The following is a 12,845-nucleotide window of genomic DNA, read 5'->3' on the forward strand; positions in this document are numbered from 1 at the left end:
CCGCTTGTTTAACCATCGCATCAGACTGTTTCTCTGATGGAGGCTTTGTGAAGTTTGAACTCGACACTACCGACGGGCGCGCGCGCCGTGGCCGTCTGATTTTCGATCGCGGCGTGGTGGAAACCCCGGCGTTTATGCCGGTGGGCACCTACGGCACGGTTAAGGGCATGACGCCGGAAGAGGTCCAGGAAACCGGCGCGCAGATTATCCTCGGCAATACCTTCCATCTCTGGCTGCGTCCTGGCCAGGAGATCATGAAGCTGCACGGCGATCTGCATGACTTTATGCAGTGGAAAGGGCCGATCCTGACCGATTCCGGCGGTTTCCAGGTGTTCAGCCTCGGCGATATCCGCAAGATTACCGAAGCGGGCGTTCACTTCCGCAACCCGATCAACGGCGACCCGATCTTCCTCGATCCTGAAAAATCGATGGAGATCCAGTTCGATCTGGGATCGGACATCGTGATGATTTTCGACGAATGCACGCCATACCCGGCGGACTGGGACTACGCGAAGCGCTCGATGGAGATGTCGCTGCGCTGGGCACGACGCAGCCGCGATCGCTTCGACAGCCTGGGCAACAAGAACGCCCTGTTCGGCATTATCCAGGGCTCTGTTTACGAAGATTTACGTGATGTCTCGGTCAAAGGTCTGGTAGAGATTGGCTTTGATGGGTACGCTGTGGGCGGCCTGGCGGTGGGTGAGCCGAAAGAGGACATGCATCGCATCCTGGAGCACGTTTGTCCGCAGATCCCGCAGGATAAACCTCGTTACCTGATGGGCGTCGGCAAGCCGGAAGATCTGGTGGAAGGCGTACGTCGCGGCATTGATATGTTCGACTGCGTGATGCCGACGCGCAACGCGCGCAACGGCCATCTGTTCGTCACCGACGGCGTGGTGAAAATCCGTAACGCGAAGCATAAAGACGACACCTCGCCGCTGGATGCGGAGTGTGATTGCTACACCTGTCGCAATTACAGCCGCGCCTACTTGCATCATCTTGATCGCTGTAACGAAATACTCGGCGCGCGCCTGAATACCATTCATAACCTGCGCTACTACCAGCGCCTGATGGCGGGTTTACGCCAGGCTATCGAAGAGGGTAAATTGGAGCGCTTTGTTAGCGAGTTCTACCAACGGACGGGCAAAGCGGTTCCGCCGTTAAACGTCTGATAATTCTATCAATGAGGGAAATTAAATGAGCTTTTTCATTTCTGACGCCGTGGCTGCCGCAGGTGCACCGTCGCAGGGAAGTCCGTATTCTCTGGTGATCATGCTGGTGGTGTTTGGCCTGATTTTTTACTTCATGATCCTGCGTCCGCAGCAGAAGCGTGCGAAAGAGCACAAGAAGCTGATGGATTCCATCGCTAAAGGCGACGAAGTGCTGACCAGCGGCGGCCTGGTAGGTCGCGTGACGAAAGTGTCCGACACGGGCTATGTTTCAATCGCCCTGAACGAGACTAACGAAGTGGTTATCAAACGTGATTTCGTGGCCGCCGTCCTGCCGAAAGGTACGATGAAGGCGCTCTAATATTTACTTCCCTAAGGGAACTGCCGTGTTAAATCGTTATCCTTTGTGGAAGTACGTGATGCTGGTCGTCGTCATTCTCGTCGGCCTGCTCTATGCGCTTCCCAACCTGTATGGTGAGGATCCGGCCGTTCAGATCACTGGCGCGCGCGGCGTCGCCGCCAGTGAACAAACGTTGGATCAGATTCAGAACCTGTTAAAACAAGAGAATATCCAGAGCAAATCCCTCGCGCTGGAAAACGGCGCCATTCTGGCGCGCTTCCCCAACACGGATGTGCAGCTGCGCGCCCGTGAAGCGATTGTGAATAAGCTTGGCGAGAACTACGTCGTCGCGCTCAACCTCGCGCCGGCTACCCCGCGCTGGCTGAGCATGCTGGCGGCTGAGCCGATGAAGCTCGGTCTGGATCTGCGCGGCGGCGTGCACTTCCTGATGGAAGTGGATATGGACACCGCGCTGGGCAAGCTGCAGGAGCAGAATGCCGACAGCCTGCGCAGCGATCTGCGCGAAAAGAATATCCCCTATACCAACGTCAATAAAATCGCCAACTACGGCGTGGAAATCCGTTTCCGCGACGGCGATAGCCGCGATGCCGCGATTAACTGGCTGAGCGCCCGCCATCGCGACATGGTCATCTCCTCCAGCGGCAGCGACGCGCTGCGCGCGGTGATGAGCGACGCGCGCCTCAGCGAAGCGCGCGAATACGCCGTTCAGCAGAACATCACTATTCTGCGTAACCGCGTTAACCAGCTCGGCGTCGCCGAACCGCTGGTGCAGCGTCAGGGCACCGATCGCATCGTCGTTGAACTGCCAGGCATTCAGGATACCGCGCGCGCCAAAGAGATCCTCGGCGCCACTGCGACGCTGGAGTTCCGTCTGGTGAACACCACCGCCGATCCGACCGCCGCCGCCAACGGCCGCGTGCCGGGCGACTCGGAAGTGAAACAGACGCGCGAAGGTCAGCCGGTTGTGCTCTACAAGCGCGTAATCCTGACCGGTGACCATATCACCGACTCAACATCCAGCATGGACGAGTACAACCAGCCGCAGGTCAATATCTCCCTGGACGGCGCGGGCGGCAATATCATGTCTAACTTCACCAAGGACAACATCGGCAAGCCGATGGCGACCCTGTTTGTGGAGTACAAAGACAGCGGTAAGAAAGACGCCAACGGTCGCGCGGTGCTGGTGAAACAGGAAGAGGTGATTAACGTCGCCAATATCCAGTCTCGCCTCGGCAACAGTTTCCGCATCACCGGCATCAACAACCCGAACGAAGCGCGTCAGCTCTCGCTGCTGCTGCGTGCGGGCGCGCTGATTGCGCCGATTCAGATCGTGGAAGAGCGCACCATCGGGCCGACCATGGGCGCGCAGAATATCACGCAGGGGCTTGAAGCCTGCCTGTGGGGCCTGATCGCTTCGATTCTGTTTATGGTGGTGTTCTATAAAAAGTTCGGGCTGATCGCCACCAGCGCGCTGCTGTGCAACCTGGTGCTGATTGTCGGCGTCATGTCGCTGCTGCCGGGCGCCACGCTCACGATGCCGGGTATCGCCGGTATCGTGCTGACGCTGGCGGTGGCGGTGGATGCGAACGTACTGATTAACGAGCGTATTAAGGAAGAGCTGAGAAACGGCCGTTCCGTGCAGCAGGCGATTCATGAAGGCTATAAAGGCGCCTTCTCCAGTATCGTCGATGCTAACGTGACCACGCTGATCAAGGTCATCATCCTGTATGCCGTTGGTACAGGTTCAATTAAAGGCTTTGCGATTACCACCGCTATTGGTATCGCCACCTCGATGTTTACCGCGATCGTTGGAACGCGCGCCATCGTGAACCTGGTGTACGGCGGCAAGCGCATCAACAAGCTGTCTATCTGAGGAGTGCGTTGTGGCACAGGAATACAATATTGAACAGCTGAACCACGGGCGTAAAGTCGTCGACTTTATGCGCTGGGACACGCTGGCGTTTATTATCTCCGGCCTGCTGATCGTGGCGTCTATCGCCATGGTCTCAGTGCGCGGTTTCAACTGGGGTCTCGATTTTACCGGCGGTACGGTGATCGAGATCGCGCTGGAGAAACCCGCAGAGCTGGATACGCTGCGTGACGGGCTGGAAAAAGCGGGTTATGCCGATCCTATCGTGCAGAACTTCGGCAGCAGCCGCGACGTAATGGTGCGCATGGCGCCCATGGACGGACCGGCCGGCCAGGAGCTAGGCAACAAGATCATCACCATCATCAATCAGACCACCCAGCAGAACGCGACGGTGAAGCGCATTGAGTTCGTCGGCCCGAGCGTGGGCAACGACCTGGCGCAGGCGGGCGCGATGGCGCTGCTGGCGGCGCTGATTGCGATTCTGATCTATATCGGCTTTCGCTTTGAGTGGCGTCTGGCGCTCGGCACCGTGCTGGCGCTGGCGCACGACGTGATCATCACCTGCGGCATTCTGTCGCTGGCGCACATCGAGATCGATCTGACCATCGTCGCCTCGCTGATGTCGGTGATTGGCTACTCGCTTAACGATAAAATCGTGGTATCCGACCGTATTCGCGAGAACTTCCGCAAGATCCGCCGCGGCTCTTCTTACGATATCACCAACGTGTCGCTGACCCAGACGTTGAGCCGTACCTTGATCACCTCCCTCACCACGCTGGCGATGATCCTGATCCTGTTCATCTTCGGCGGCGCGCTGCTGAAAGGCTTCTCGCTGACGATGCTGATCGGCGTCTCCATCGGTACCATTTCGTCGATTTATGTCTCTTCCGCGCTGGCGCTGAAGCTGGGCATGAAGCGCGAACATATGCTGGTGCAGAAGGTGGAGAAAGAGGGCGCGGACCAGCCTTCAATCATGCCGTAACGCGCAAGCGTAATAAAAAAACGGGCTGCCATCTGGCAGCCCGTTTTGTTTGGGCGCTTCTGTTACTGCGCGGCGGGCGCGTCGCCCACTACGTCGTGCACGCGCACGAAACCGAGCTGGTCCGGCGTCAGGCCGCTCAGGCGCAGCGGCACGATAACCGAGGCGCGCGGCAGCAGCGCGGCTGGCACCTCGATCGCCTGGCTCAGGCTGGTGGCGTCAAGCGGCTTGCCCGTCGCCGGATCGCGCTCGCCCCATACCACGCGCGCGCGCAGCGCCGGAACGGGCTGGCTGTCTGTGGCGCTGATGGTCAGGTTAGCGCGCGTGCCATTAGCTTCCGCCGCTACGCGCGTCAGCGAGAGGCGCAGCTTGCCGAGCTGGGTTTGCAGCTCGACCGGCGTGTCAGCCTGCGGCACCAGCCAGGCGCCCTGCGTCGAGTTGCTGTTAAGCTGCCCCTGGATTTCGATGGCGCTCGCCTGAGTGGTCAGGTGGCGCATCTGCTGATTCAGCTGGCTCACTTCCTGATGCAGCTGATTCACTTTGGGGCTGGCGGGCGTCGAGCTACAGCCGCTTAACAGCGCCATCGCGCACGCCAGCGGCGCCCAAACCGTCCTGATCATAAAGTCTTCCTTGTCCGTTATTTAGGAATGCGTAATACCTGGCCCGGATAGATTTTGTCAGGGTGGGTCAACATCGGCTTGTTGGCTTCGAAAATCTTATTGTATTCGTTGGGGTTGCCGTAAACCGCTTTCGAAATTGCGCTCAGCGTGTCGCCTTTTTTCACGGTATAGAATTCCGCTTCCGGCGCGCCGTCGGCTGTTTTGACCTGGTCGTCGACTTTGGTGATGCCCGCGACGTTGCCGGCCGCCACCAGAATTTTCTCTTTCAGCTCCTGAGAAATGCCATCTCCGCTCACCGTTACGGTGTCGCCGTTGACCGCTACGTTTACTTTGTCGCTGTCAGGTAAGCCCAGCTTGTCGATGTGCTCTTTCAGCTTTTTGCTGGCATCATCATGGCCGGATACCGCGTCCCACAGTTTTTCGCCTGCCTCTTTCACAAAGTTAAACAAACCCATATATATCCTCCAGATTGTCATGGTGTAGGCCGTCTTTCTGACGACATCTGTAAGCATAGACACTTTCTCGCGACCTCTCCTGCCGATTGGCAAAAGAGGAAAGGCACGCTTATACATTTTGTTGACATGCCATTCGCGCTACACTGTGTGGCCCATTTGTTTAGCGTCAGGAAAGGTCATGCACTGCCCATTTTGCTCTGCTGTGGACACTAAAGTCATTGATTCACGTCTGGTTAGTGAAGGATCGTCCGTTCGGCGACGCCGGCAGTGTCTGGTGTGCCATGAGCGCTTCACCACCTTCGAAGTGGCGGAGCTGGTGATGCCGCGGGTAGTGAAAAGCAATGACGTGCGCGAACCCTTTAATGAAGACAAGCTCAGCAGCGGCATGATGAAGGCGCTGGAAAAGCGCCCGGTCAGCGCCGATGCGGTGGAAAGTGCGGTAAACCATATCAAAACCCAGCTGCGCGCCACCGGCGAGCGAGAGATTCCCAGCAAGCTGATCGGCAATCTGGTGATGGACGAGCTGAAAAAGCTCGATAAGGTCGCCTATATTCGTTTCGCCTCGGTCTACCGCAGCTTTGAAGATATTCGCGATTTCGGCGCGGAGATTGCCAGATTACAGGATTGATTATGGATGAACGCTATATGGCGCGCGCGCTGGAGCTGGCGCGGCGCGGACGTTTTACCACGACGCCCAATCCCAACGTGGGCTGCGTTATCGTACGCGACGGCGAGATCGTCGGCGAAGGCTGGCATCAGCGCGCCGGCGAGCCGCATGCCGAGGTGCACGCGCTGCGCATGGCGGGCGACAGGGCGCGCGGCGCCACCGCCTACGTCACGCTCGAGCCGTGCAGCCACCACGGCCGCACGCCGCCGTGCTGCGACGCGCTGATCGCCGCCGGCGTTAGCCGCGTGGTCGCGGCGATGCAGGATCCCAATCCGCAGGTCGCCGGGCGCGGACTTTACCGCCTGCAGCAGGCGGGTGTCGCAGTCAGCCACGGGCTGATGATGGCGGAAGCGGAAGCGCTGAATCGCGGCTTTCTGAAGCGCATGCGCACCGGGTTTCCGTTTGTTCAGCTCAAGCTCGGCGCCTCGCTGGATGGCCGCACCGCCATGGCGAGCGGCGAAAGCCAGTGGATTACCTCCGCCGCCGCGCGTCGCGACGTGCAGCGTTTGCGGGCGCAGAGCTCCGCCATCCTCAGCAGCAGCGCCACCGTGCTGGCGGACGATCCGTCGCTGACGGTGCGCTGGGCAGAGCTCGATAGCGAGTCGCAGTCGCTGCTGAACGAAGCAGAGCTGCGGCAGCCGCTGCGCGTGATCGTCGACAGCCGCAATCGGGTGACGCCGCAGCATAAACTGATTGCCCAGCCGGGCGAAACCTGGCTGATGCGCGCCGCGCCGGATCAGCAGGCCTGGCCGGAGAGCGTGACGCAGATCGCCGTGCCGCCGCGCGGCGAGCAGCTCGACCTGGTGGCGCTAATGATGCTGCTGGGCAAACAGCAGGTGAACAGCCTGTGGGTCGAAGCGGGCGCGTCGCTGGCTGGCGCGCTGCTGCAGACGGGCGTGGTGGACGAGCTGATCGTCTATATGGCGCCGAGGCTGCTCGGCGACGCCGCGCGCGGCCTGTGCCAGCTGCCCGGCTTAGCGCAGCTGGCCGATGCGCCGGCCTTTTCATTTAGCGACGTGCGCCAGGTCGGTCCCGATCTGCGCCTGACGCTGACGCCGCGCTGACCGCGGCGGAAAAGCGAGAGCACGCCGCCAAAGAGTGTGATAGAATCCGCCCCCCTGCGGGGCCATAACAAAACCCTGAAAGGATAAGTATGAAAGTTATCGAAGCTGCTGTTGCCACGCCTGAGGCCAATGTCGCCATCGTTATCGCGCGTTTTAACAACTTCATCAACGACAGCCTGCTGCACGGCGCGATCGATGCCCTGAAGCGTATCGGTCAGGTGAAAGATGAAAACATCACCGTCGTCTGGGTTCCTGGCGCATACGAACTGCCGCTGGCAGCCCGCGCGCTGGCGAACAGCGGTAAGCACGACGCCATCGTGGCGCTGGGCACCGTCATTCGCGGCGGCACCGCCCACTTTGAATATGTCGCCGGCGAAGCCAGCTCCGGCATCGCTAACGTCGCGATGACCAGCGAAATCCCGGTGACTTTCGGCGTGCTGACCACGGAAAATATCGAGCAGGCTATTGAGCGTGCCGGTACCAAAGCGGGTAACAAAGGCGCCGAAGCGGCCCTGACCGCACTCGAAATGATTAACGTATTGAAAGCCATCAAAGCCTGATTTTTGTAAGGGGAATTTTGTGAAACCTGCTGCTCGTCGCCGCGCCCGCGAGTGCGCTGTCCAGGCGCTTTACTCCTGGCAATTGTCTAAAAACGACATTGCCGATGTGGAATACCAGTTTCTGGCGGAACAGGACGTCAAAGACGTCGACATTACCTATTTCCGCGAACTGCTGTCCGGTGTGGCGACCAACAGCGCGTATCTGGATGGGCTGATGAAACCTTACCTGTCGCGCCAGCTTGAAGAGCTGGGCCAGGTAGAAAAAGCAATCCTGCGTATTTCGCTGTATGAACTGAGCAAGCGCGCTGATGTGCCCTACAAAGTGGCAATCAACGAAGGTATTGAGCTGGCGAAAGTCTTTGGCGCCGAAGATAGCCATAAGTTCGTCAACGGCGTGCTGGATAAAGCCGCTCCACAAATCAGACCCAATCGCAAATAAAGAAAAGGCCAGCTTGCTGGCCTTTTTTCATCAGTAAGCGGAACGCAACCATGTCCTGTGGCGAATTCGAACTCATCGCACGCTATTTTAATCGCAGAACCCGCAGCCGCCGCGACGTCGAGACCGGCATCGGCGACGACTGCGCGCTGATGTGCGTGCCGGAGAAACAGACGCTGGCAATCAGCACCGATACGCTGGTGGCGGGCGTCCACTTTTTACGCGATATCCACCCTGCCGATCTCGGCTATAAAGCGCTGGCGGTCAACCTCAGCGATCTGGCGGCCATGGGGGCCGATCCGGCCTGGCTGACGCTGGCGCTGACGCTGCCGGAGGTCGACGAAGAGTGGCTGAAAGCCTTTAGCGAAAGCCTGTTCGAGCTGCTGGAGTATTACGATATGCAGCTGGTGGGCGGCGATACCACGCGCGGCCCGCTGAGCATGACGCTCGGCATCCACGGCCTGGTGCCGCAGGGGCGCGCGCTGAAGCGATCGGGCGCGAAGCCGGGCGACTGGATCTACGTGACCGGCACGCTGGGCGACAGCGCTGCGGGCCTGGCGCTGCTGCAGCATCGTCATCGCATTAACGAGCCGGCGGTGCATGAGGCGCTGATTAAGCGCCACCTGCGGCCGATGCCGCGCATCCTGCAGGGCCAGGCGCTGCGTTCGCTCGCCTCGGCGGCGATCGATCTCTCCGACGGCCTGATTTCCGATCTCGGCCATATTCTCAAGGCCAGCGGCTGCGGCGCGCGGCTGAATCTGGAGGCGCTGCCTCTGTCGTCTGCGCTGCGCGACCATTTCGAGCCTGAGCAGGTGCTGCGCTGGGCGCTGAGCGGCGGCGAGGATTACGAGCTCTGCTTCACCGTACCGGAGATGAACCGCGGCGCGCTCGACGTAGCGCTGGGCCACCTTGGGGTGCCTTTTACCTGCATCGGGCAGCTGATGCCGGAAGCGGAAGGGCTAATGCTGCTGGAGCACGGCAAACCGGTTACCTTCAGCCATAAAGGATTTGATCATTTTGACGCGAAATAAGGATGTGGCGAAGGGCCGTCTGCGCATGAGTAATCCCTGGCATCTGCTCGCCACCGGTTTCGGTAGCGGGTTGAGTCCTTATGTGCCGGGCACGATGGGTTCACTGGCGGCGATCCCGTTCTGGTGGCTGATGGCGCGGCTGCCGCAGGATCTCTATTCGCTGATCGTGCTGTTGGGCATTAGCCTTGGCGTCTATATCTGCCACCGCACCGCCAAAGATATGGGCGTGCACGATCACGGCAGCATCGTCTGGGACGAGTTTATCGGCATGTGGATTACGCTGATGGCGATTCCGGCGAATAGCTGGCAGTGGGTGCTGGCCGGTTTTGTGGTGTTCCGCATTTTCGATATGTGGAAGCCCTGGCCGATCCGCTGGTTCGATCGTAACGTGCACGGCGGCATGGGGATTATGGTGGACGATATCATCGCCGGCGTGATCTCAGCGGCGCTGCTCTATGCGGCAGGGGTGTGGCTGGCGGCCTGACAGGCTGCCATAGTGTGCCCACGCGGGTGGCATGGGCCGATCGCAAAGTCGCTCAAGGCGTCCATGCTCGCTCGGCCCGCGCAGATACGCACCTCATCCCTGAGGTGCGCCCGTTACCGGGCCAACGCTGTGCGTTGTTCAAAAACGCTCCCGGCGTTTTTGTCCCTGGCGCGGGACGCTTTGCTCTTCTGCCCATGCCACCCGCTTGTAGTGACATTGTGCGGCCTGAAAGGGAACTTTATTCGAAGCCTACTACCGGATGCGGCTGATAAACCGTCTCCAGCTCGGCAATTTCCTCAGTACTTAGTTCCACCTCAACCGCTTTGACCAGGTCCGCCAGCTGCTCGGCGCGCGATGCGCCGATAATCGGCGCGGTAACGGCGGGCTTATGCAGCAGCCAGGCGAGGGCCACCTGCGCGCGGCTCACCCCTTTCTGTGCGGCAATCGCCTCCACGCGCTGCGCAATCGCCGCATCGTTCTCTTCCGTCGCGCTATAGAGGGTTTTACCATACTCGTCCGAGGCGGTACGCGCGGTGGCTTCGCCCCAGGGGCGCGTCAGCCTGCCGCGCGCCAGCGGGCTCCACGGCAGCACGGCGATATTCTCCGCCTGACAGAGCGGGTGCATCTCGCGCTCCTCTTCGCGCTGAATCAGGTTGTACTGATCCTGCATGCTGACGAACGGCGCCCAGCCGTGCTGCCGCTGGGTATAAACCGCTTTGGCGAACTGCCAGGCATGCATCGAAGAGGCGCCGATATAGCGCGCTTTGCCCGCCTTCACCACGTCGCTCAGCGCTTCCAGCGTCTCCTCCAGCGGCGTCTCATAATCCCAGCGGTGAATTTGCAGCAGGTCGACATACTCCATATCCAGGCGGCGCAGGCTGTCGTCGATCGACTGCATAATATTTTTGCGCGACAGGCCCTGCGACAGATTGCTGAGCGGGAAGTAAACCTTGGTAGCGACCACGATCTCCTCGCGGCGCGCGAATGCCTTCAGCGCGCGGCCGACGATCTCTTCGCTGCTGCCATCGGAATAGCTGTTCGCGGTATCGAAAAAGTTAATGCCTGCCTCCAGCGCCTGCTGGATCAGTGGACGGCTGCTCGCTTCCGGCAGCGTCCAGGCGTGGCGACCGCGGTCCGGCTCGCCAAAAGTCATGCAGCCAAGGCAGAGACGGGAAACCTGAAGGTCGGTGTTGCCTAACTGAGTGGTTTTCATGGAAGCTCCTGCTATGCATTAAACCATCAAGCATAGCAGGAGAGGAGGGCAGGGGATTACTGCGCGAGCCAGTCGCGGATTTGCTGCTGAATGCCTTGCGCGTCCAGCTGGTAATCGTGACGCACTTCATCCTGAGTGCCCTGCGGAATAAACTCATCCGGCAGGCCGAGGTTAAGCACCGAGACGCGCAGGCGCTTCGCCATCACCGTCTCGTTGACGCCGCTGCCCGCGCCGCCTTTAATCGCGCCTTCTTCCAGCGTCACCAGCGATTCGTGACTCTGCGCCAGCTCGGCGATCAGCGCTTCATCCAGCGGCTTAACGAAGCGCATATCCACCAGCGTGGCGTTAAGCGCTTCCGCCGCTTCCGCCGCCGCAGGCAGCAGCGTGCCGAAGTTCAGGATCGCCAGCTTTTCGCCCTGGCGCTTCACTACGCCTTTGCCCAGCGGCAGACTCTGCAGCGGCGTCAACTCGACGCCGACCGCATTGCCGCGCGGATAGCGCACCGCGCTCGGCCCGTCCTGATAGTGATAGCCGGTATAGAGCATCTGACGACATTCGTTCTCGTCGCTCGGCGTCATAATCACCATTTCCGGCACGCAGCGCAGAAACGCAAGGTCGAACGCGCCCTGATGGGTCTGCCCGTCGGCGCCGACGATGCCGCCGCGATCGATGGCGAACATCACCGGCAGCCTCTGGATCGCCACGTCGTGGATCACCTGATCGTAGGCGCGCTGCAGAAAGGTGGAATAGATCGCGACGATCGGCTTATAGCCGCCGATCGCCATGCCCGCGGCGAAAGTCACCGCATGCTGCTCGGCGATCGCCACGTCGAAATATTGCGCCGGGTAGCGGCGCGAAAACTCCACCATGCCGGAGCCTTCGCGCATCGCCGGCGTGATCGCCATCAGCTTTGGATCGTCCTGCGCCATTTCGCACAGCCAGCTGCCGAAAATTTTAGAGTAGCTCGGCAGACCTTCGGCGCTCTTAGGCAGCGCGCCGCTGGCGGGATCGAACTTCGGCACCGCGTGCCAGGCGATTGGATCCTGTTCCGCCGGCGCGTAGCCTTTGCCTTTTTTGGTCATGATATGCAGAAACTGCGGCCCTTTCAGGCTGCGCATATTCTTCAGCGTCGTCACCAGCGTCAGCACGTCGTGACCGTCCACCGGGCCGATATAGTTAAAGCCCAGCTCTTCAAACAGCGTACCCGGCACCACCATGCCTTTCAGGTGTTCTTCAGTGCGCTTCACCAGCTCTTTAATCGGCGGCAGTCCGCCCAGCACGCGCTTGCCCCCTTCGCGCAGGCGCGAATAGGTTTTGCCGGACAGGATCTGCGCCAGACGGTTATTCAGCGCGCCGACGTTCTCCGAAATCGACATCTCGTTGTCGTTGAGGATTACCAGCATATCGGGCTTGATATCGCCCGCGTGGTTCATCGCCTCAAACGCCATACCGGCGGTAATGGCGCCGTCGCCGATAATGCAGGCGGTGCGGCGGCCCAGGCCTTCGCGCTCCGCCGCCGCCGCCATGCCGAGACCGGCGCTGATGGAAGTAGAGGAGTGGCCGACGCTGAGCACGTCATATTCGCTCTCGCCGCGCCATGGAAAGGGGTGCAGGCCGTTTTTCTGGCGAATAGTGCCGATGCGGTCGCGGCGTCCGGTCAGAATTTTATGCGGGTAGGCCTGATGTCCGACGTCCCACACCAGATGATCGAACGGCGTGTTGTAGACGTAATGCAGCGCGACGGTCAGCTCGACGACGCCCAGACCCGAGGCGAAATGGCCGCTGGAGCGGCTTACGCTGTCCAGCAGGTATTGGCGAAGCTCGTCGCACAGCGCCGGAAGCGACTCTTTCGGGAGAGAACGCAGCTCCTCAACGGTGCTTGCCTGCGCCAGTGTCGGGTATTTTGCAATATCAAAACTCATCAGAGACTCATTAT

The 12,845-nt window shown here is 60.2% G+C and carries 14 protein-coding genes; 10 read left to right on the plus strand and 4 right to left on the minus strand.

Going from position 1 to position 12,845, the window contains the following annotated elements; all coding sequences use genetic code 11:
- Positions 1-47 precede the first annotated feature (47 nt).
- The 4 genes from tgt to secF are packed head-to-tail and all read left to right on the plus strand — an operon-like array spanning position 48 to position 4,382.
- The gene (gene tgt, locus HA46_RS09650) at positions 48-1,172 is read left to right on the plus strand and encodes a tRNA guanosine(34) transglycosylase Tgt (protein ID WP_033752742.1); all 1,125 of its coding nucleotides are present in this window, start codon (positions 48-50) and stop codon (positions 1,170-1,172) included.
- 25 nt (positions 1,173-1,197) lie between these two features.
- Positions 1,198-1,530: a preprotein translocase subunit YajC gene (yajC, locus tag HA46_RS09655; protein WP_033752741.1), complete on the plus strand. Its 333-nt coding sequence runs from the start codon at positions 1,198-1,200 to the stop codon at positions 1,528-1,530.
- A 25-nt stretch (positions 1,531-1,555) separates the two neighbouring features.
- The gene (secD, locus tag HA46_RS09660; RefSeq protein WP_071997378.1) at positions 1,556-3,403 is read left to right on the plus strand and encodes a protein translocase subunit SecD; all 1,848 of its coding nucleotides are present in this window, start codon (positions 1,556-1,558) and stop codon (positions 3,401-3,403) included.
- A 10-nt stretch (positions 3,404-3,413) separates the two neighbouring features.
- Entirely contained in the window at positions 3,414-4,382 is a 969-nt protein-coding gene (gene secF / locus HA46_RS09665; RefSeq protein ID WP_033788787.1) for a protein translocase subunit SecF, read from the plus strand.
- A gap of 62 nt (positions 4,383-4,444) precedes the next feature.
- Here the strand turns inward: secF and HA46_RS09670 are convergent, their stop codons facing one another.
- Together HA46_RS09670 and lysM are read right to left on the minus strand one after the other, a co-directional pair.
- Positions 4,445-4,999: a SadB/YajI family lipoprotein gene (locus HA46_RS09670; protein ID WP_084883925.1), complete on the minus strand. Its 555-nt coding sequence runs from the start codon at positions 4,997-4,999 to the stop codon at positions 4,445-4,447.
- Between the two features lie 17 nt (positions 5,000-5,016).
- Complete coding sequence (gene lysM, locus HA46_RS09675) at positions 5,017-5,454, minus strand: peptidoglycan-binding protein LysM (protein ID WP_033752737.1); 438 nt, start codon at positions 5,452-5,454, stop codon at positions 5,017-5,019.
- A gap of 178 nt (positions 5,455-5,632) precedes the next feature.
- Here lysM and nrdR point away from each other — a divergent pair, with 178 nt between their 5' ends.
- The 6 genes from nrdR to pgpA all read left to right on the plus strand — a co-directional run bounded on the left by nrdR (position 5,633) and on the right by pgpA (position 9,696).
- Positions 5,633-6,082, plus strand: a complete 450-nt coding sequence (gene nrdR / locus HA46_RS09680; RefSeq protein ID WP_033788790.1) for a transcriptional regulator NrdR — start codon at positions 5,633-5,635, stop codon at positions 6,080-6,082.
- Between the two features lie 2 nt (positions 6,083-6,084).
- Positions 6,085-7,185, plus strand: a complete 1,101-nt coding sequence (ribD, locus tag HA46_RS09685) for a bifunctional diaminohydroxyphosphoribosylaminopyrimidine deaminase/5-amino-6-(5-phosphoribosylamino)uracil reductase RibD (RefSeq protein ID WP_179944735.1) — start codon at positions 6,085-6,087, stop codon at positions 7,183-7,185.
- Between the two features lie 89 nt (positions 7,186-7,274).
- A complete protein-coding gene (gene ribH, locus HA46_RS09690) occupies positions 7,275-7,745 on the plus strand; it encodes a 6,7-dimethyl-8-ribityllumazine synthase (RefSeq protein ID WP_033752735.1) in 471 nt (156 codons plus the stop codon).
- Between the two features lie 19 nt (positions 7,746-7,764).
- Positions 7,765-8,184 carry a transcription antitermination factor NusB gene (nusB, locus tag HA46_RS09695; protein WP_033752734.1) on the plus strand — a complete coding sequence of 140 codons (420 nt, stop codon included), beginning with the start codon at positions 7,765-7,767 and terminating at the stop codon, positions 8,182-8,184.
- A gap of 50 nt (positions 8,185-8,234) precedes the next feature.
- Positions 8,235-9,212, plus strand: a complete 978-nt coding sequence (thiL, locus tag HA46_RS09700; RefSeq protein WP_084883927.1) for a thiamine-phosphate kinase — start codon at positions 8,235-8,237, stop codon at positions 9,210-9,212.
- On the plus strand, positions 9,199-9,696 hold the full coding sequence (gene pgpA, locus HA46_RS09705; RefSeq protein ID WP_033788792.1) for a phosphatidylglycerophosphatase A: 498 nt from the start codon (positions 9,199-9,201) through the stop codon (positions 9,694-9,696). Before thiL ends, pgpA begins: the two co-directional genes overlap by 14 nt.
- Before the next feature lie 238 nt (positions 9,697-9,934).
- Here pgpA and HA46_RS09710 read toward each other — a convergent pair whose 3' ends face one another.
- Together HA46_RS09710 and dxs are read right to left on the minus strand one after the other, a co-directional pair.
- The gene (locus tag HA46_RS09710) at positions 9,935-10,909 is read right to left on the minus strand and encodes an aldo/keto reductase (RefSeq protein ID WP_033788793.1); all 975 of its coding nucleotides are present in this window, start codon (positions 10,907-10,909) and stop codon (positions 9,935-9,937) included.
- Between the two features lie 56 nt (positions 10,910-10,965).
- Positions 10,966-12,831, minus strand: coding sequence for a 1-deoxy-D-xylulose-5-phosphate synthase (gene dxs, locus HA46_RS09715; RefSeq protein WP_084883932.1), 1,866 nt, complete (start codon positions 12,829-12,831; stop codon positions 10,966-10,968).
- Positions 12,832-12,845: the final 14 nt, after the last annotated feature.

The organism is Pantoea septica (genome assembly GCF_002095575.1).
GTDB classification, from domain to species: domain Bacteria; phylum Pseudomonadota; class Gammaproteobacteria; order Enterobacterales; family Enterobacteriaceae; genus Pantoea; species Pantoea septica.